This window comes from Exiguobacterium sp. PvP048, assembly GCF_040549175.1.
GTDB classification, from domain to species: domain Bacteria; phylum Bacillota; class Bacilli; order Exiguobacteriales; family Exiguobacteriaceae; genus Exiguobacterium_A; species Exiguobacterium_A artemiae.
This window is the reverse complement of the sequence record NZ_JBEPSU010000005.1, coordinates 26086-46770: the sequence shown is the minus strand read 5'-3', so window position 1 is coordinate 46770 and position 20685 is coordinate 26086. Positions and strand designations below refer to the sequence as shown.

Below are 20685 nucleotides of genomic sequence, written 5' to 3'. Positions count from 1 at the left end.
TTTATCCTCCTGTTGGTTGTGTAGTCGCAAACCGTTTCTTCAGACCGTTTGCAATTTCCGTGATGCAGTCTTCCGCTTGCGGATACTGCCCGAGCTTTTCGATAAAGGCATGATCCATGCCGTTGTATTGAATCCGTTTTGTCTTCACGCCTGACCGCGCGAGTTTCCGCCCATAGGCTTCGCCTTCGAGACGAAGATAATCGTATTCCGCCGTGATGATCAATGCGTCAGGCAGTCCTGCCAACTTGTCGCTGAAGAGCGGAGAGACATGTGGATCCTGGACGTCCGTCGTCCCTTGCAGGTACAACCGATTTAACAGTCCATCCGTGTCTTCAAGGGCTGTGACGATTCCTTCAAGGAGTTTCCGGTTTTCATTCATCTCGTACGCGTCAAGACGCCATTTGAAATCATCCGTCGACAGAGCCGCGAGATTGACGACCGGATAGAGCAGGACTTGGTACTGGATCATCTCAGTCTGTTGTTCGCGGTCAAGCAGGGCACAAACCGTCGCTAAGTTCCCGCCGGCACTGTCGCCGGCGACAGCCAGTTGTTCACTATTGATGCCGAGTGCTTCCGCCTGTTCATAAACCCATTTGACGGCCGTAAAACAGTCGTTCAGACCGGCTGGAAATGGATGTTCCGGTGCGAGTCGGTAATCGATCGAAATCACGACGACGTTCACCCGCTCCGCCAACAACCGGCAAGGATGTTCAACCGGTTCAAGCGTTCCGCCGAAAAAGCCGCCGCCGTGAAAATAGACAACCGCCGGTAACGGTTCCGTCGACCGGGGACGATAGATCCGCGCCGGGATCGGTTGTTCGGCACTTGGAATCATGATGTCTTCCGTCGTGATGTCTGTCGTCGTCAGGTCGGTATTGATCCACCCCATCCCGGCCCGCGCTGCTTCGAGTGAAAAAGGGCCGACCGGTGAACTGTCCTGCTGTTGCTGCATCATGACTTCCAAGACGCGCGGATCAAGTACGCCGCTTTCCGTCCGGTCCGGTACCGGCTTGATCACGACTTCAACACCATCCTGCCGTTCACCGGTCTTTTTTTGTGCTAACCGGTCGACCCATTGCTGATAATCCTGTCCCATGCTTATTCCTCCTTTAACCGAATCGTTCACTTGTTTATAAGAAATCATTCATTTGTAAAAATAAGTATCGAAACCGCTTTCGTAAATAATTAAAAAAATGTCCGATATCTCTTTTTCTTAAAAGATACCGCTTACAAAACCAATCATACGCATCTTTATCCGATTAATCAATCATTCTGGATGATTCAAAAAAAGCCACTTGTCTTTCACGTGTTTTCCTTGTCGGAATGACGTGAAACGAGTGGCTTTTTTAAATTAGCTTAAGATATTTTCTTCTGAAACGAGCGTGAATCCGTCGATGACCGTGTCTTCCTCGACTTCGATCAACAGACATTGTTTGCCGTTGTAATTGACCTGCTTAATGTACTTCAAGTCTTGAGCACTGACGGAGATATTTGCAACTTTCGTATTGATTTTAATCGATTTCGCTTCATAGTTCGGGACGATGTTACTCGCCTTCATTTCGTACGCCGTATCATCGATGACCGTCTTAAAGGCACGTTCGACCTGTTCCGTACTGACGTCTTCGATGCCGCTCGCTTTTAAGACCCGTTCGACTTCTTTGACGTCCAGCATCGGAGTATCTTCCGGCTCGTCTTCCTTTTCGTCTTCTACGACGAGCAAGTGATTGACTTCCTCATAGACACCCGCGAGCGTTTTTGAATCGACTGATTCGCCGATGACCAGTTTGACGATCTCTTCAAATACCGCTTTGTCTTCTTCCGCCGTCACGATCTGATCACCGTTCAGGACATTTTCGATGAACAGCAGGTCTGGTTTATTCGGTTTGCTTGCTGTGTAAAGGACACGGTTGACGTCCGCCGCATTGTCCGTGAAGCATGGAAATAAAAAGCCGCCAATTGGTGACGCCAGTTTGATGACCGGATTGATCACTAGGTTCGACTTGAACTCGAGATCGACATAGTCAAAAACAAGTGACTGTTTCGGCAATTCCGTCTGGTTGAGACTGCTGAGAATAAACGGTGTCGTATAGACTTCATCGTTCTTATCCACTTCCGTCTCGTCTGCCTGCCGTTTCGTCGTTTTGTAATACTGTCCCCGGATGAACGTGACGACGATATCGTTTTCGTACTGCACGTCTTGGACCATCTTCAGCGCAATCTGTTGCATCTGCTCCGTCCAGTCTTCCGTCTCTTCCGTGTACAGGCCTTCGTACAACAGTTGTTGCGTATGTCCGGTCGCGCCTTCTTCAGGCTGCTGGAACTTGACCTCAAACAGTTTGATGTCGAGTTTCCCGGTCAGGACTTTCTTGAAGTTCGCGAGGAACAGCTCCTGTTGCTCAAGCTCGAGAAAGGCGAACGGTCGGCTTTCCTCATAGAAGATTTCACTCGTTTCTTTGCGGATATATACATTATAAATTTCGTTGATTTTAAGTAGTTCCGAGTCGACCTTAAAATGGCGACGGATATCACTGATGTCTTGTTTGTTCATGGTACGGTCTCAGCTCCTTGGCGTTTGAATTCCTCGTGGCTCCTAAAAAAGGAGTGCCTGCTGTTCAAATCGAACAGAGGTACCCCTTTACTATACAAGAGTTGCATTTTTTTATGTTAAAAGTCCTCGCAATTTTAAATCATTCATTTTGTTTTTTTATCTAATATCGGTTTTATTTTTTTAAGTACTTCATTTCTCTATTACTTTGGGACTAATTCCAAAAAAATATTTTTAATCAAAAGTATTCAACTTTTGTAATGTTTACATGATTTTAACCCTATCCAAAATATTCGATGGCATACTGAGTGAGGTGAGAGAATTCTCTCATCACACTTACATAAGAGGAGGCAGTTCATGTTCCAGAAACTCAAGTTACTCGCCGTATCGTTTGTTTTGTTTCTCACTGCGTTTCAGTTCGACCTCTCACCCGTTTCCGCACTACCGTCCGGCATTCCGTCAAAAGCGACGGCTCAATCTGAGCTCAACGCTTTGACAGTCAAGACCGAAAGCACGATGACCGGTTATTCCCGTGATCTCTTCCCGCATTGGAGCAGCCAGGGAAGCGGCTGTGACACGCGTCAAGTCGTCTTGAAACGCGATGCGGATTCTTACGTCGGCAGCTGTCCGGTCACGTCCGGCTCATGGTACAGTTATTATGATGGACTGACATTCACGAACCCGTCCGATCTCGACATCGATCATGTCGTGCCGCTCGCGGAAGCATGGCGCTCGGGTGCAAGCAGCTGGACGACAACGACACGTCAGGCATTCGCAAACGACCTCAACGGTCCGCAATTGATTGCTGTCTCCGCAAGCTCGAACCGTTCAAAGGGTGACCAGGATCCATCGACATGGAAACCGACTCGTGCCGGCGCAAGCTGTGCGTACTCGAAGATGTGGATCAACACGAAAAGCCGTTGGGGCTTAAGTCTCCAATCCTCTGAAAAAACAGCATTGCAAACAATGCTGAACACCTGTACCTACTAAGAAGGAGTCGATTCGATGGAAACGAAAACCTCTAATTTTACCGCCACGCATGGTGTGATGACAAATGAAGTCGGCGTCATCAGTGGCGAACTGGAATTACGGACGACCTGCCAGGAAGACGGTACACTTGAGCTCGCTATTTCCTACGTCGGCTCAACCGACGTTTACACGTTACCCGGCAAGGATTATCAGCTGCATGATATCCGCGACCACGAAGTCGTGCACCGGATGCTCGCGACGGTGCTGGAACGAACATAATGAAACAGACGCTGTCCAATCGATGGGCAGCGTCTGTCTCATTCTCAACTATTAAGAATTAGATTGTCATTATTTACTAAATAGTGCATTCTCATCAGACTCTCCATTCGTTATAGTGAGAACAAAGTCATTATACTTCAGGGAGGAATATCTCATGCGAAACGTTCTGATTCCATCTGGTGTCATCTTAAGTAGTGCGGGCCTCTTCATGGCACTGGATGGTCATGTACCGGCTTTACTCGTCACAGGCGTCATCATGCTGTTTGGTTGTGGTATTGGTATCATCACGAAAGAAAAGTCGGAGTAATTAATATATCCAGTCATGAGGATATCTACGATTGGTACTTTTGTCGCCAAGTATGCCGACCCAATCCTCGCTCAAGTCAATCCATTAGGTTTACAAGACAAAGACCTCTTAATATTGATTCAAGCTGATCAATCAATTGTCGTATCTTTAACTAATCAGCAAGGTCAAACCATTTTGACAATAGTATCACGGGAAAGGTTCAGCATGGTGAATATGCCGTAATCTATTTGATTTCACCGGATTTAATCGTGAATGAACTGTTCAAGACTGAAACAAAATACTTACAATTTTTAACATCAAAAGCGAACGAATAGTTTACAGATGTTTTATAAAATTAATTGTTTATTTAAATAATTTTCTTTTTGTATTCTTTCAAATATATTTAAAATATCATTTTTCCTTACATAAGGAAGTGCTTCATGAAAAGACATTCCAAACCCCAACATCATTTGTCTAACTCCGTGTAGATAATTTTCAAAATGTGCATAAGTAGGATTGCTAGCCAATTCACGTAAAGTAGAACGTGAAAGAAGAGGAGATAACCTTTGAGAAGTCATATCTTTTATAATTTCATAGTTCCCTTTTAAAGTAGCTTTTTGACCTTGTATACTCCCAGAAATCTTATTCCACTTTGGTATAGTACCATGATTTTGTCGAAAGATTTCTATTAAAATTCCTTCTACCATTTTTAAATCATTCTTAGCTTGTTCATGTGTAAAATCGGCTACAGAAAATTCACTTGGATTATAATTAAACCATTTATAAATGTTCTTACTAGTTACAGGTTGACTTAGTGGAGACTGAACAAATATAGAATATCCAAGTTTTTCATTCAACTTAAAATATTCTAGTATTTGACCGTATTTACAAGCATTTAAATTCATTGAAACGAGTCCATTATGTTGCTTGAATCTTTCGGTTAAATCCACAGCCAATCCAATGTATAGTACTTCTCTAGTGTAGTAGTCCCAATAGCAATATATTCCTGCTGAAGCCCATCCATAAGTATCATTAGGACTACATAATTCATCTAACGCAAATGCGATTTCTTTAATTTCATTCTGTTTGTATGCATCTTGAATAACTGTACCGTACATGATTAACTCCTCTATAAGTTTTTTTCTTTTATTACGAATCATACATATGCTAGGTTCATTTGTTCTAATTAAGTTAAGAATCGGATTGAAAAAGAAGAAAAATACAAGGATTTACTTCATACAATTATTAATTAAATTACCATTGAAAAGGGTTACTCATTTACTGAAAGGAGCGTTAAATGTATCTAGTTGTACTTTGACGCTTCAAAAAATAATAATTAGATACTTAATTGTGATTCGGCTCTCCATATCACATCTAAATGAGGTATATTTGCAATATTTAAAAACTACTCTACATCAATAATTTCCCATCCATAATTGGTAGCTTTTTCAATAAATTGTCTTAAGTCAGCTCCAATTTGCGATTTTTTTATCGCAACTCCTGCAAAGTGTGTTGGTCGACTTAATGCGACATAAGCAGTTTTCAGAGCTTTTCTAGTAGCATTTTTTTTTAATGGATCTTCAAATCGATTATAGTCCTCAAACTCTCCGATTAAGTAATTAGAAATGAGATAACAGTCGTAAAAGAAAGTAGGATTTCTGTAAGGTCCTTCAGGTAATATAGATTCAAGAAGTAGAGTCGCCTTGTGTGTTTCTCCTTTTACAGAATGAACCGTACCAAAATAAATTTTATTCTCAATTGTATTTTTTTCAATAGAGTATTCTTTGTCTGTTACAGAATAACTGAGATAAATTCTTTCTAAATTTTCACTAAAATAATCCCGATACTTACTATAATCGAGAAGTTTTGGATTTCCTATAAAATGATTCTCACAAAACTCTTTAAGTATACAAAGAATCAATCGTTCTGAGTTTTCGCTTATCTTACCTCTATCATTTACAATTGAAACAATTAAACTGCTCATTTTAGATTTAATATTCACATCGTTATTTTCTATTTCTTTTTTTAACAAAGATATGTTATAAGAAAGTTTTGGATTTGGTAATGTAGATTCATCAGCTTCTTTGATTATCTCTAAAATACTCTTCAAAAGTAATTCATAATAATTTTTGATAATACTTTCTGATCTTGTTTTAACTGATTTAACTTTTTTGTATCCATTTTTATACCTCGATAAATCTCCATGCGTTAACCCCACAACAGCTATCTTTTTATCACTTTTTTTAAATTCTTCATGATGCTCTTTTAAATTATCAACGACTTCAATATATTTATTTACAACTTCACTTTCTGTGTTATATAAAAACATATGTGGTTTAAATGAATTTCTTCTAGTGCTTCCTCTTAAAATTTCATACTTTTTTATGCAAGTTGTTCTTAATATTTTTGCTATGCTTTCACCAAATCTAGTACTCTGAGAAATCGAGTCGAGTATAACACCCTCTGCTATTTCTTGATGAGGTAACCATGCATCTGGACTATTATCGTAAAGAGTATAGAGCGCTTGGTAAGGATCACCATACTTCTGAAAAGTAATTGAAGAGTCATTAAACAGCGTTTTCAGTAACTCGTATTGAAAGATGCTTGTATCTTGAGCCTCATCTAAAAACACCCATGAAAACCTTTCTTCAAATCCCCGTTTTATCTTTCTCTCATACTTTTTTATATACCAGTGTGACAACGATAAAGAATCATTATGTCTAAGTTCACCTAATTTAATTATTTCCTCTAAGGTATTTATCAAAGCAATTTTATAGAAATCAGGACATTCTTCTCTTAAGAGAATCTCTTTGTCATCATTTATCAGCAAATGAATTTTCTCAACTTTAGTAGTCGGAGGTGATGTTGTATATGAGGAAGGCTTGTACTTAATAAAAACGTCTTTAAATCTTTCTTTAAACAATTCCTCGTCCCGAAATGAAGGAACAATACCTGGAAAAATCTCATTGTATGCCTTAAATGCAAAAAAATAATTAAAGAATTCATGAATCGTCCCAACAAAATTCGGGTATTCAAATTCAGTTATACCCATGTTCATTAAACCAGTTTTTATTTCGTCAACAGCCACATTCGTATGAGTAATAATACATATTCCTTTAAAATCTTCTGTTTGTTCATTAAGTAACATTGCTATTTTTGCCATTAGTACAGTCGTTTTACCACTTCCCGGTCCGGCAACTATATTCCTATCACTTTCAGAAAAGATTACTCTTTTTTGTTCCTCTGAAAAATTATTGCTTTCAGGTAATAATTTTTGTTCGAAGTGAGTTAGAGTTTCATGTTTTTCTACCATTCTATCTTTCTCCTTTTGGTTCAGTTACATGATAAATAGCATTTACTAGATATCTCAAATAAGGATCATTCTCTATGGCCTCTTTTATTTCATCGCCCTTTATTAGTAAGTTTTTAGCTAGTTGTTGAGCTACTATTGCTTTAGATACTACTTTTTCGTTTATAGGCTTAAACAAAGTATATGCGTCTTTTACTATATTTTCTTCTTTGCTCAGTTCTTTAATCTTAGTCTGTAGTTTAGTCATATTACTTTTGCTCTCAGGATTTTTATATCTGCTGTAATGGATTGCAACAGCTAATTCTTTTTTCAAAGAACTTAAAGCTAGTACATATTCTAGTGTCCAATGAGGAGCAATAAATATTTTAATATTTGAAGTCTCACTTTTATAATAACTTTCTAGTCTTTCTTTTTTATCTTTCTCAAGCATTGAAATATACTGATCATCGATTTTTTTTAAGGTTAGCTCTCTTAGTACTTCATCTTTATCATCACAAATTAATAAATTGTCTTCTAACGCATCTTTAATTTTTTTCAATGTAGAAAATTCTTTTCCTAAAATATCTGTTGATAATTCATCATCTTTCAATTCATAAAGATCAAGAACTTTACGTAGTTGTTCTTCATTTTCAAGTGAATATACCTCTAATTCTTTTTCTTCTATCTCATAGTAAATATAAGGTTTTACATCTACATCTGTAATTAATGAAATTGGAAGCTCTAATGGCGGTAGACCTCTTTTGATCCATTCTTCAGATCTTGAAAATATCTTGGCATATCGTTTGAATGCAGTGTTTCCTAAATTAACTATTGAAACTCCATACTTATGAAGCGGACGATCGATAACTTCAGCTAATGCAGGTAATAATAAATTCTCCGCATCTCCTTCAACCAAGATTACTCCTCTCGCAAAAAATAAATTAGCCTTTGTTGTATCGAGAAACCTTTCTAAAAACTCATAATCTTCTTTTTCTAATTCTGTATTTTCAAAATTCATAGGATACGCATTGTTATTGTGAATTAAAATAATATTCTCTAGAGGAGTTGACGCTGCTAAAGTGGTACTATGTGTCGATATAATAAATTGACCATTACTCTCATTTCCATCCTCAAGTATCCCTTGGAGAAATTTGATTAATCTTAATTGAGCCTGAGGATGAAGATGTGCTTCTATTTCTTCGATTAATGTTAATGATGGACCTATTTTTTTTCCTTCGTTTAATAAAAGAAGTTCAGCAGCAATAAATAATAAATTTAAACTCCCGAGACCAGAGACATTGTCATCTAAATCTAAACTTAATTTCTTTAAAATATCGCTTAGTTTAGCAGGAGTAACTTGAAACCTTGGTTGATAAACACTAGCACTATCTTTTCTACTCTTATTAAAAAATTCGTTTAGATAAAATGTAATTTCACCAATAATTGTTTTTTCGTCTTTATAAGTTGTTTTAAAAAAATCTTCAATCTTTTGATTTGTTTCTGATACAATTTCTTCTAATACATGTGTTTCATTCTTATCTACTCGAAATGCTGAATGTCCTCTTAAAATTTGAGCGAGGCGTGATTTAAAACCAGGTCTTAATTCATTTTCAGCATCACGTAGCGGCTTAAGATATGTTGTCTTTAACAACTCTTTTGGAATTCTTTCTAGAACAAAGTCTGCATCTAAAGGTCCAGCTTTGATATTTTTTTCTATTTTTTTCCCGATATAATCATTATCTAATATTTTTGCAGTTAATCTGACTTCCAACTCATATTCATTCATGTTATTAAATGATAGCCACTCCAGGAATACTCCTGCTTCTTCTTCCGTTAAATCTGCAAATATGCACTCTATTTTCAAATTATCTTTTATTCCATCAGAATCTGAATAAAAATCTTTCTCCGTTATTCTTGGATTTTCTGCACTTATTGTTCCTAAGGTTAAATATATAGCATCAATAATTGAACTTTTTCCAGCATCATTTTCTCCAATTATTATGTTAAATTTTTTACTAAACTCAACTTCAACTCCAGGTTTATTATCTTCTTTTTCTCCAAACTTTCTAAAGTTCCAAATCTTTATCTTTTTTAAATACAATGTAATATCCTCCTTAGTCCCACTTTCCAACATTTTACTATAAATAACGTATTATTTGTTTTTAACACAAAAAAAGCAATCAACTTGATTGCTTTTTAACCTGATTTATTTATGATACGGCTCATTCCGATTAATCCGATATGCCCGATAAATCTGCTCACACAGAATCATCTTCATCAATTGATGGGGAAATGTCATCTTCGAGAACGAGATCGTATCGTTCGCCCGCTGCATGACTTCCGGTGCCAGGCCAAGCGATCCGCCGATGACAAACGCGATTTTACTTTTGCCGTACGTCGCCAGTCGATCGAGTTCTGTCGCAAACTGTTCACTCGTCCGTTGCTTTCCTTCGATAGCAAGTGCGTAGACGTGAACGTCCGGTCCAATCTTCGCTAAAATCCGTTCGCCCTCTTTTTTCTTCACTTGCTGCATCTCCGCGTCACTTAGTTGTTCCGGTGCTTTTTCGTCCGGCACCTCGATTTCTTGAATCGAACAATAGGCGCCAAGACGTTTCGTATATTCGGCAATCCCTTGCTTCAAGTACTTCTCTTTCAGCTTTCCGACCGTGATAATGGTAATTTGCATCATTTTTCTCGCTTTCTGACAGAAAATTCAGGAGTTATCCACAGAGTTATCCACATGTCCACATGTTGATAATTATTTTTTGCTTGACACAAGATATGTCGCGGGCTGGTCACAGTACTCACACGTGACGTTTTTCTCTGCCGGCACCTCTTCCAAAATCGGGTACTCTTCCGTTTCATCGACTACTTCGTCGAGCGCTAACTCGACGTGTTCTAAACAGACATATTTATCCACAGGTCTTTTCCTCCTTTTAAGTTATCCACATTTATCCGCTATCAGTATAACAAAAATTGACTTCTCTCACTGAAAAAAGTTATCCACACCTCCTCTTTGGAGTTACTTCCTTGATCGGCTTCCCACTCATCGTGTCCGCTGCACGCGACTCCTACAGGAAAAAGCGCGGCTCGCCCGCGCTGTCAGAGGAAAACGAGACCCGGGCATCGACGCCGACAGGCAAGAAGCCCGCGGCTTGCTCCTCGCCTGAGGAAAGCGCGTGACAGCGAATCACGATGAGAACCGGAGACACCATCTTTTCTGTGCACAAAAAAACTACCCGCACGCATACGAGTAGTTGATTTGAATCTGTTATTGTACCGTCGCCGCTTGCGCCGACAGTTTGACATCGAGTGTCTGCTTCTCGCCGCCCCGGTAGAACGTCACTTTGACGTTGTCGCCGACTTTAGCGTCACGATACAGCACACTTTTTAAATCAGCAAATGATCGGATGTCTTTTCCGTTGATCTCAACGATGACATCATTTTCTTTCATCCCCGCTTTTGCTGCTCCGCTGTTTTTCGTCAAACCGACGACAACAATCCCGCGGTTGACGTCACTCGGTAACTTCAGACGATCTTCCCGGAACCCGCTTGGGAATTCCTGAACGTCCCGGATCTGAATCCCGAGTTGCGGGCGAATCACTTCACCGTTTTGTTCGAGATCACGCATGATTGGCAAGGCTTCGTTGATTGGAATCGCAAAGCCGACCCCTTCGACGCTGGCTTCCGCAATCTTCATCGAGTTGATTCCAATCAATTGACCGGATGTATTGATGAGCGCTCCGCCTGAGTTACCTGGATTGATTGCGGCATCGGTCTGAATGACTTCGGTGTTGAAGTCCTGCTGACCGTCCTTGTTCGTATCGACCGGCACCGTCCGCTCCTGGGCACTGATGACACCACGTGTGACCGAGTTCGCAAAGATTCCGAGCGGATTTCCGATTGCAAGAACCGTCTCCCCGGCACGTAACGTATCCGAATCTCCAAGTTTGACGACTTGTGTCACTTTTGATGAATCGATCGACAACACGGCTAAATCATATGTCGGATCTTCCCCGAGCACTTTCGCTTCGAGTGCCGTTCCGTCGGACAACGTGACCGACAGCCGGCTTGCACCTTCGACGACATGATAGTTCGTTACGACATACGCTTTGTTGCCGTCTTTTTTATAGATGACACCCGATCCGGCTCCGGTCTCCTGATCGGCACCCTGGAACGAGCTTTGCAGGTTCGTCACGCTGACGACCGCTTCCTTCGTCTGACCGACGGCACTGACGATATCGTTTTCCGATTCCGTTGCTTTCGTCGCCGCCTGTTCCGGCGTCGCGTTTGAGACCGGCGTCGGACTTGTCATTTCGTCACGGACGAACGGCCAGGCAATCAGGGCAATCAACAGCGCACCGATAATCCCGCCGATCAGGCCAACAAAAAAGGCCTTCCCGCCGCCGCGGCGTTTTGGTTCCTGCGGTTCTTCTTCATATGGTTCACGATAGGGACTGACCGGCTCGTCTTCACTGGGCCGTCTTGGCGGAAAGCCGCCTGTCTCATCGGTCGATGCGTAAGGCTGATCTGATTCATTCCGTGGTTCTTCTGGTCGATCCATCGACACACGCCTCCTTCTAGACTCTCTTTACACAAGTATACCCCCATCACGTGGCGAGTTAGCCAAATGTGGGGGTCTTTTGAGCATATTCAGTAATTTCCCATAATCAAAGCTTCAAAAGCGGTGTCGGAATGACCGGATCCGTGTCGAGCAACTGGATTTTGCTGAGGTCGACATCGCGGCTTGCGAGCGTCTGTGAGACACTCATCCGGGCCAGTTCCTTCATGTTGTTGTCCTTACTCAAGTGGGCCATGTGGATCCGTTTCGTCCGGTCGTCGAGCACTTCGCTCATCGCGATGGCGGCATCTTCGTTTGAAACGTGTCCGTAATCGCCGAGAATCCGCCGTTTGACGCTCCACGGATAATGCCCCATCTGAAGCATTCCGATATCGTGGTTCGCTTCAAAGATGTAGGCATCGGCTCCGCGGATGAAACTCTTCATCCGGTCCGACACGTAGCCGGTATCCGTGATGTGGGCCAGCCGTTTGCCTTCGTGTGCAAACTGGAAGAACATCGGATCGGCCGCGTCATGACTGACGTTAAACGATTCGACTTCGATATCGCCGAACTGTTTGACCTCGCCGACTTCCCAGAGGAACTTCAGTGCGGGATCAATCTTTCCGATCTTCGCTTCCATCGCCGCCCACGTTTTTTCATTCGCGTAGAGCGGAATGTTGTACTTCCGGGCCATGATGCCGACACCTTTAATATGATCGGAATGTTCGTGTGTGACGAACAAGCCGTCGATTTTTTCCGGTGACCGGTGAATCTGGTCAAACAGCGCGAGCATCGCTTTCCCGGTCAGGCCGGCGTCAACGAGCAGGCGGGTCTGTTCACTTTCGATATAGAGGGCATTCCCCGTCGAGCCACTGGCAAGGACGCTGTAGTGTAGGCTCATCGTGCATTCCTCATTTCTCTGAAACGGTATCAAGCCGTTCGATGGTCTGGACTCCGCCGTCGATTGCATTGACGAAATACAGTTCTTCTCCGTTCAGTTCAATCTGCCATGTCGGCGGTAAAATCTGCACCGATTTCGTTCCTTCCGTCACGAGACAGAAGTAACCGAGTTTTTGGCTCGTCATTCGTTTCGAAGCGGGGAACAGACCCTGCTCCGACAGTTGGATGACGGATTCACTCGCCGATAATAACGTGACATCCTGTGCCTGACGGACGACTTTGTTTAAGTGACGTTGTTTGTAACTGATGATTTCCTTCTGCTCGTTCAACTGCAGTACGAGCAGGGACGGACCGATCATCGCGTCATCTTCGCGCGACTGTTGCGGTGTCGAGTACAGCGGTTGCTCCTTGTATGTCTGAACGAACGTCATCTCGTTATGTTTACTGTCATATTTCCAAAACGTATAGTCGGTCCCGTACGCAGCCGATGACCGGACAAACGATGTCGCCGAATCACGCATCGCTTTCGCTTCGAGCGGGAACGGTTTCGTCAGACGAACCGACCACTCGATTTGATTTTTGACAGACGTGACGGCATCCTGGATCGGTGAACCTGATTTCGGTGCCAATGAACTCGTATCGACTTCCGCCGTCAAATAACCGATGTCTTTCGAGACGGTCTGCAGTTTCTTTTCATCAATTTTTCGTTCTTTCAAAACAGTTTTCCCGTCCGCGTTCGTCGTGACGATTCGGGGATCGATCATTCGGTCCATCAACTGAACGGCAAGATAGGCGTTCAGGATCAGGAACGTCAAAATCAGTAACGTTTTTGCTTTACTCCAATCCATGAATCCTTACCCCTCTTTTCCGATAGCTTGATCGACCGTCGTCCATTTCCCGTTGTGTTTGACGAACCAGGCCGGCTTAAACAAGGCATAACGACTCGTTTCAATTTCGTACGTCATCTCATACCCCATCCGGATACCGGAAATCTCATCCAACAGATCAGCGGATTGAAGCTGCTTTTCGATTTGATCAATCGACGGCAAGGTCGTTTCCCGAAGCAACAACTTCCGATCCGCCCGAATCATGCTGCGGCTGAGCGAACGGATTTGATTTTCTTCGAACGTGACCTTAATGGTCGCGAGATCGAAGTCCGGTTGTTCGAGCAACGGTCCTGTTTCACCGAAGATCGGATACCGGTTCAAATACAAGCGGAACGTCGCCGCCTGTTCTTCATCCGTTTTCGACATCTGATCAAAGTAATACCGGAAGCCGCTGCGTTGCGTTACAGGATCGAGCCATCCGCCATGGATGTTGATATAACTCACGATAGTACTGTAATCGATGGACGAGGTCTGGGTGTTCGGCGACAACGTATTGAAACGGAACGCATTGTAATCCCGGTCATAGGTCGAGACACTGACACCGTCCGTCAGAACGTCGAGATCATCCCGGCTTTTGATTTGCTGCACGTTCGAGTTTTCCGTAAAGAACGCACTCTCGATCCGGCTCAGCGGTTTCGGATCCTGTGCGATGTCATCGTAGACGAAGACTTCTTCCAGTTTTGTTGCACCGCTCGGGACATACGTATAGTCACCGCCCTTGAGCTCGACTTTCGTCATCGGTTTTTTCTTGTCATAGGCGAATAACCGTTTTAAGACCGTTTCATCGCCGATTAACTTAAAGTCTTTAAATCGTCCGGTCGTCGACTCCAGCCGAAGGATCGGTCCTTCATAATCGAGCAGATAAAGCCGTTTGATTGGTTCAGACATCGCAATTTGTTTTTCCCCGAGTAATTCCTCGAGCATCTTCGAACTGATCGGCGTCGGGAAAATCATCTCGACACTCCGTTTACTGACCGGAATGTTGGATGCCTTATCGGTCAAAACAAGAACACCGACATCAAACGAGGCGCCGATCCGGTTTAGAATCGTTCGACCGATGATCTGGGTCTGATAGGCACTTTCACCGTTCGAGTAGACGACAAGTTCCGGATTAATCAGCTGATTTCCTTCAACCGTCTTCGAGGCATCGATTTCATTAAACGACACCTGCTCCTGCTCAATCGACTCACTGCTTGGATGATACGTCCATAACATCGCCGTCTGGACAATCGAAGCGCTGACCAGAAGAATCAACGCGATGGATTTCAGTCGCTGTTTCGTCATCCGATGTCCACCTCTTCGATCACCTCATACGGAAGCGTAAAGTAAATCGTCGTGCCGCGTCCCCACTCGCTTTCTGCCCAAATGTCACCGCCATGCGCCGAAACGACATCTTTGGCAATCGAGAGACCGAGTCCGGTTCCGCCAATCTTCCGGGCCCGTGCTTTATCAACCCGATAGAAACGTTCAAAGATTTTCTGTAAGTTCGCTTTTGGAATCCCGACACCTTCGTCTTTGATGCTGATGACGATTCGTTTTGCCCGTAACATCGTCCGGACGGTAATCGTACCGCCTTCCGGTGAATACTTGATGGCATTCGTCAGGATATTGTCCGCGACCTGGATCAATTTATCCTGGTCCCCGCGGATGTAGACTTTCCGCTTCATGATCTTGCGCCGGAACCGAATCCGTTCCGGTTTTGTCATATCGTGACGGTCCAGAATATCGTTTAAGAATTGAATGTAATCAAAGCGGACTTTGTTCATCTTATATTCCTTGCTGTCCATTTTCGACAGTTGCAACAGATCGGTGACGAGGCGGATCATCCGCTCCGTTTCGTTTTGTGTCGTTTCAAGGAAACGAGGTGCCAGTTCTTCATCCTGGTATGCGCCTTCCGCCAGGGCTTCCAGATAACTCCGCATCGTCGTCAGCGGTGTCCGGAGTTCGTGGCTGACGTTCGCGACGAATTCGCGTCGGTCCTGCTCGACCTGTTCCTGCTCCGTGACGTCATGCAGGACGATGATCATCCCGGTAATCGGACCACTGTGCTTTTTGACCGGCGAGAAGAAGGCCCGGACAAGGAACAGTTCATCCTCACTGCTGAAATCGAGCAGACGGGGCGGCATCGTTCCGTCTTCCGGAATCATGAAGTCGTCTCCAAGTGCGAGGAGATCCTTTAAGTTCGTCCCGACGATACCAGATTCATCGACACCGACGATATCCTTCGCCTGGTCGTTCATCAGGATAACCCGTAATGTCCGGTCTGTCGCAATCACGCCATCCGTCATATTTTCGAGGACGCTCGTCAATTTCCGCCTCTCGGCTTCCGTCGTCGCGTTCGCTTCGAGCAATTCATCCGTCAGTTCGTTGAAGGAACGCGCCAACTGACCGATTTCATCGTCGGAATATACTTTAACCTTCCGCGAGAAGTTCCCGCGCCGCATCTCGATCGCTTGACGCCGCATGTCCGAAATCGGACGGGTGATTGTCCGCGATAACAGGACACCGAGAATCGAGGTGATGACAAGTGCAATCACTGTCCCCGTTGCCAAGATCCGTGTGACTTGTTGCATTTGAGAATAGATCGACTCCATCGACGCCCGGACATAAATCATGCCGGTCGTCGCCCCGGTCCGCTCGGAGGTGACAGGGACGGCAAAGATGCGGATCTTGTCTTCCGTCGTCGGATCAAGGACGGTATCGACACGAGACGAACTCGTGGCCTGTGCTTTTTTTATCAGTGAATTTGTTGCCCGTTGTCCGACCGCTGACTGATTGTCTTCGTCGGATGTCGCTTGAATGATCGAGTCCTGATCAATGATTTGTACTTCGAGAATATCGTTCCTTGACGTCGAGCCACTACTAAACTCAGACAGCAGCTGTCCAAGAGATTCAGACAACTGCCGTTTGGAGGCCTCATCATCGCCTGTCTTATCGAATTCCTTCCCGACATTGTACGCGACAAGTCCGGCCCGGTCTTCAACAGATTTTGAGAAGTTCGTAATGTACTGTTTTTCAAGAGAACGAACGAAGTAAACCCCAATGACTTGCATCGCGACTAAAATCAACAACGCATAAATGACGACAAGCTTCCACTGGATCGATTTAAAGAAGTTCGTTCCTTTTAACATCGTTATTCATTCTCCCCGTCTTGGAGATAGTAGCCGACACCGCGGCGGGTCATGATATAGATTGGTGTACTCGGGTTGTCTTCGACTTTTTCACGCAGACGGCGCACTGTGACGTCGACGGTCCGTACATCACCGAAGTAGTCGTATCCCCAGACTGTTTGAAGCAAGTGTTCCCGGGTCATGACTTGCCCGATATTTTTTGCCAAGTAATGCAACAGTTCAAACTCACGTTGCGTCAGCTCGATTTTTTGATCTTGTCGTGTAACGGTATGAGAATTCGTATCGATATACAGTTCTCCTACTTTGAGCGGACCCGGTCCTGCATTGGCAGGTGCCGCTTCGACGGTATTGACGTTCCGCAAATGTGCCTTCACGCGTGCTAATAATTCGCGTGAGCTGAATGGCTTCGTGACGTAATCATTGGCACCAAGCTCAAGGCCAAGGACCGTATCGATTTCGGAATCCTTTGCTGTTAGCATGATGATCGGAACTTTTGAAGTTTTCCGGACTTCCCGGCAAACTTCCATGCCATCCATCAAGGGCAACATGATATCCAGCAAAATCAAATCGGGATTGAACTCTTCGACTTTCTCGAGTGCTTCCACTCCATCATTTGCTACGGCGACACTATAACCTTCTTTTTCTAATTTAAATTTTAATATATCGGCAATCGGTTGCTCGTCATCGACGACGAGGATTTTACGTTCCGTCACTGGGTGTTCCCCCTTAATAATTTCTATTCAATCTATTTTACCTGTTTTTCAGGCATATAGAAAGGTGGCGACGGAAACTCCCGACGCCACTCTGTTGACTTCATCATACGTTCACGTCATGCGTTCCACGTGAAACATTATCTTCATTATACGCCCGTTCCATCGATCTTGTGAATGATTTCGCTTAATCAGAGATGAAAAAAGCAACTCCAGATTCAAAAAATCCGGAGTTGCCGTCTTTAAAACATTAAGCTTCTTCGTATAAATCACGGAGAACGACCGTTTGTTCACGACCCGGTCCGACCGAGAACGTGACAAGCGAAATCCCTGTCAAATCCGCAATCCGTTTGACATAGTTCTGTGCATTGATCGGCAGATCTTCAAACTTACGGATATGCGTGATGTCTTCTTTCCAGCCCGGTAACTCTTCATAAACCGGGACACATGCTTCGAGATCACGGAAGCTTGCCGGATACTCATCAATCTGTTTGCCGTTGAATTCGTACGACGTACAGATTTTAAGTGTTTCGATTCCTGTCAGGACATCGATCGAGTTGAGTGAAAGATCCGTCAAACCGCTTGTGCGGCGTGAGTGACGCACGACAACCGAGTCAAACCAGCCGACACGGCGCGGACGGCCTGTCGTCGTACCGTATTCACGGCCGACTTCACGAATCTGATGACCGATTTCGTCAAACAGTTCTGTCGGGAAAGGACCATCACCGACACGTGACGTGTACGCTTTACAGACACCGACGACGTGATCGATCCGGGCTGGACCGACGCCGACACCTGAAGCGACACCACCGGCTGATGCGTTCGATGACGTGACGAACGGGTACGTTCCGTGGTCGAGGTCGAGCAGGACGCCCTGTGCGCCTTCAAAGAGGACTTTTTCCCCTTTATCGAGGCTGTCGTTGACGACGACCGATGTATCGCAGACATACTTCGCGAACTCTTGACCGTACGCGTAGTATTCTTCGAAGATATCGTCAAACGCAATCGCTTCCGCGTCATACATCTTCGTGAACATCCGGTTTTTCTGTTCGAGGACAATTTTTAATTTTTCAGCGAATGTTTCTTTGTCGAGTAAATCAGCCATCCGGATTCCGATCCGTGCTGCTTTATCCATGTAGCACGGTCCGATTCCTTTGAGCGTCGTTCCGACTTTTGCATCGCCTTTTGCTTCTTCTTCGAGCTGATCCTGCAACTGGTGGTACGGCAAGATGACATGCGCACGATTCGAAATCAGTAAGTTATCCGTTGAAACACCACGATCGTGCAGATACTTCAGTTCTTTGACGAGCGATTTCGGGTTAACGACGAGTCCGTTCCCGATGACACATTTCTTGTCCGAGTAAAAAATTCCAGATGGAATCAGGTGTAACTTATACGTCTCATTATTAAATACGATTGTATGTCCGGCATTGTCTCCACCTTGATAACGAGCAACGACATCGGCTTTTTTCGAAAGAAAATCGGTAATCTTTCCTTTTCCTTCGTCGCCCCATTGTGTTCCGACTACTACTACTGATGACATATTCTCATCCACCTCCACGTACGATTCAAAACCACGACTAAGTGTAACGCGGAAAAAAAAAGAAGTCAACCAAATACCGAACAATTAAATGTTACATTTCTTTTTCGTTCGTTTAAAAGACGTTTTTAATTCATTTTTTTCCTTTCTCTTCAAGATATTCAAACATAATGATTGAAAAAACGCCTCTGTCCGGGAAGACAGAAGCGTTTTGAACCCGTTTAGGCGGGTGGGGCATACGAATTATTCGGTTCGAGGTCAACGAACTTGTTGAACTCTTTCCGGAAAGCGAGTTTGACGGTACCGGTCGGACCATTCCGCTGTTTCGCGATAATGATCTCAATCGTGTTCGCATCTTCCGTTTCTTTGTTGTAATAATCATCGCGGTATAAAAAAGCGACGATATCGGCATCCTGCTCGATTGCTCCGGATTCCCGGATATCGGACATCATCGGTCGTTTATCCTGCCGGCTCTCAACTCCCCGTGACAGCTGCGATAACGCAATGACGGGGACTTCAAGTTCACGGGCGAGCGACTTCAAGGACCGGGAAATCTCAGAGACTTCCTGTTGCCGGTTATCGCTTGAACGGCCGTTCCCTTGAATCAGTTGGAGGTAATCAATCATGATCATCCCGAGACCATGTTCCTGCTTCAAACGGCGGCATTTCGCCCGGATGTCGTTGACACGGATACCCGGTGTATCGTCGATGTAGATGCCGGCTTGTGACAGACTGCTCATCGCAAGCGATAACTTACCCCAGTCCTCGTCTTCAAGTTGTCCGGTCCGGAGACGCTGGGCATCGACATTGCCTTCTGCACAGAGCATCCGCATGACGAGCTGCTCCGCACCCATCTCAAGGCTGAAGATGGCGACATTCTCATCAGCACGGGTCGCGACGTTTTGCGAGATATTCAAGGCAAACGCCGTCTTCCCGACAGACGGACGGGCGGCCACGATGATTAAATCATTGCGCTGGAATCCGGCCGTCACTTTGTCGAGATCACGGAAGCCGGTTGGAATTCCGGTCGTCTCGCCGCTCTGTTTGTGCAATTTATCAATCGTCGCATAGGCACTCGTCAGGACATCCGAAATCGGAATGAAACTGGCACTGCCTTTTCCTTGTGATACTTCGAGAATCTTCCGTTCCGCTTCATTCAGCAGGACGTCGACCTCATTTTGCCGTTCATAACCATCCGTGACGATTTCATTGGCGGTCCGGATCAATCGGCGCAAGGTCGACTTTTGATCGACGACATTGACGTAATAATTGATGTTTGCGGCAGTCGGAACTCCTTCCGCCAGTTCACCGAGATACGGCAAACCGCCGACTTCCTCGAGGATGCCAAGCGTACTCAGTTCCGCCGTAACGGTTACGAGATCGATGGCTTCTCCGCGATCCGACAACACAAGCATCGTTTCAAAAATCCGTTGATGGGCCGCACGATAAAAATCTTGTGGCAATAATCGTTCGGACGCACTGATCAGTCGATCCGCATCGATCATGATCGCCCCAAGGACGGCTTGTTCCGCCTCAATGCTCTGGGGGGGCGTATTTTGCATTACATCACTCATCACCGGTCCCCTTT

18 protein-coding genes are annotated in these 20685 nt (G+C 44.5%); 3 read left to right on the top strand and 15 right to left on the bottom strand.

Features of this window, described 5'->3' with window-relative positions:
- Position 1 precedes the first annotated feature (1 nt).
- Positions 2-1096, bottom strand: coding sequence for an alpha/beta hydrolase (locus ABIC15_RS10570; RefSeq protein ID WP_354020653.1), 1095 nt, complete (start codon positions 1094-1096; stop codon positions 2-4).
- A 255-nt stretch (positions 1097-1351) separates the two neighbouring features.
- Complete coding sequence (locus tag ABIC15_RS10565; protein ID WP_354020652.1) at positions 1352-2548, bottom strand: DUF4317 domain-containing protein; 1197 nt, start codon at positions 2546-2548, stop codon at positions 1352-1354.
- Positions 2549-2902: 354 nt separating this feature from the next.
- On the opposite strand from ABIC15_RS10565, the gene ABIC15_RS10560 reads away from it, so the two are divergent.
- The 3 genes from ABIC15_RS10560 to ABIC15_RS10550 all read left to right on the top strand — a co-directional run bounded on the left by ABIC15_RS10560 (position 2903) and on the right by ABIC15_RS10550 (position 4100).
- A complete protein-coding gene (locus ABIC15_RS10560) occupies positions 2903-3535 on the top strand; it encodes an HNH endonuclease family protein (RefSeq protein WP_354020651.1) in 633 nt (210 codons plus the stop codon).
- A gap of 15 nt (positions 3536-3550) precedes the next feature.
- Positions 3551-3793, top strand: a complete 243-nt coding sequence (locus ABIC15_RS10555; protein WP_354020650.1) for a hypothetical protein — start codon at positions 3551-3553, stop codon at positions 3791-3793.
- 154 nt (positions 3794-3947) lie between these two features.
- Positions 3948-4100 carry a hypothetical protein gene (locus ABIC15_RS10550; protein WP_354020649.1) on the top strand — a complete coding sequence of 51 codons (153 nt, stop codon included), beginning with the start codon at positions 3948-3950 and terminating at the stop codon, positions 4098-4100.
- Between the two features lie 326 nt (positions 4101-4426).
- Here ABIC15_RS10550 and ABIC15_RS10545 read toward each other — a convergent pair whose 3' ends face one another.
- The 13 genes from ABIC15_RS10545 to dnaB form a co-directional block, all read right to left on the bottom strand.
- Positions 4427-5197 (bottom strand): GIY-YIG nuclease family protein, encoded by a 771-nt coding sequence (locus ABIC15_RS10545; protein WP_354020648.1) that lies wholly within the window; start codon positions 5195-5197, stop codon positions 4427-4429.
- Positions 5198-5484: 287 nt separating this feature from the next.
- Positions 5485-7392, bottom strand: a complete 1908-nt coding sequence (locus ABIC15_RS10540) for a UvrD-helicase domain-containing protein (protein WP_354020647.1) — start codon at positions 7390-7392, stop codon at positions 5485-5487.
- A gap of 1 nt (position 7393) precedes the next feature.
- Entirely contained in the window at positions 7394-9469 is a 2076-nt protein-coding gene (locus tag ABIC15_RS10535) for an ATP-dependent nuclease (RefSeq protein WP_354020646.1), read from the bottom strand.
- 105 nt (positions 9470-9574) lie between these two features.
- Positions 9575-10054, bottom strand: a complete 480-nt coding sequence (gene rlmH / locus ABIC15_RS10530) for a 23S rRNA (pseudouridine(1915)-N(3))-methyltransferase RlmH (RefSeq protein WP_012371884.1) — start codon at positions 10052-10054, stop codon at positions 9575-9577.
- Positions 10055-10126: 72 nt separating this feature from the next.
- Positions 10127-10288 (bottom strand): CxxH/CxxC protein, encoded by a 162-nt coding sequence (locus ABIC15_RS10525; protein ID WP_012371885.1) that lies wholly within the window; start codon positions 10286-10288, stop codon positions 10127-10129.
- A 351-nt stretch (positions 10289-10639) separates the two neighbouring features.
- Complete coding sequence (locus tag ABIC15_RS10520; RefSeq protein WP_354020645.1) at positions 10640-11932, bottom strand: trypsin-like peptidase domain-containing protein; 1293 nt, start codon at positions 11930-11932, stop codon at positions 10640-10642.
- Positions 11933-12038: 106 nt separating this feature from the next.
- On the bottom strand, positions 12039-12830 hold the full coding sequence (locus ABIC15_RS10515; protein WP_354020644.1) for an MBL fold metallo-hydrolase: 792 nt from the start codon (positions 12828-12830) through the stop codon (positions 12039-12041).
- A 10-nt stretch (positions 12831-12840) separates the two neighbouring features.
- Entirely contained in the window at positions 12841-13677 is an 837-nt protein-coding gene (locus tag ABIC15_RS10510; protein WP_354020643.1) for a two-component system regulatory protein YycI, read from the bottom strand.
- Positions 13678-13683: 6 nt separating this feature from the next.
- On the bottom strand, positions 13684-15000 hold the full coding sequence (locus tag ABIC15_RS10505; protein ID WP_354020642.1) for a YycH family regulatory protein: 1317 nt from the start codon (positions 14998-15000) through the stop codon (positions 13684-13686).
- Positions 14997-16847: a cell wall metabolism sensor histidine kinase WalK gene (gene walK, locus ABIC15_RS10500; RefSeq protein WP_012371890.1), complete on the bottom strand. Its 1851-nt coding sequence runs from the start codon at positions 16845-16847 to the stop codon at positions 14997-14999. The genes ABIC15_RS10505 and walK overlap by 4 nt, the downstream gene beginning before the upstream one ends.
- Positions 16848-16849: 2 nt before the next feature.
- Entirely contained in the window at positions 16850-17560 is a 711-nt protein-coding gene (yycF, locus tag ABIC15_RS10495; protein WP_012371891.1) for a response regulator YycF, read from the bottom strand.
- A 247-nt stretch (positions 17561-17807) separates the two neighbouring features.
- Positions 17808-19100 (bottom strand): adenylosuccinate synthase, encoded by a 1293-nt coding sequence (locus ABIC15_RS10490; RefSeq protein ID WP_012371892.1) that lies wholly within the window; start codon positions 19098-19100, stop codon positions 17808-17810.
- A gap of 218 nt (positions 19101-19318) precedes the next feature.
- Entirely contained in the window at positions 19319-20671 is a 1353-nt protein-coding gene (gene dnaB, locus ABIC15_RS10485; RefSeq protein WP_012371893.1) for a replicative DNA helicase, read from the bottom strand.
- Between the last annotated feature and the right edge of the window lie 14 nt (positions 20672-20685).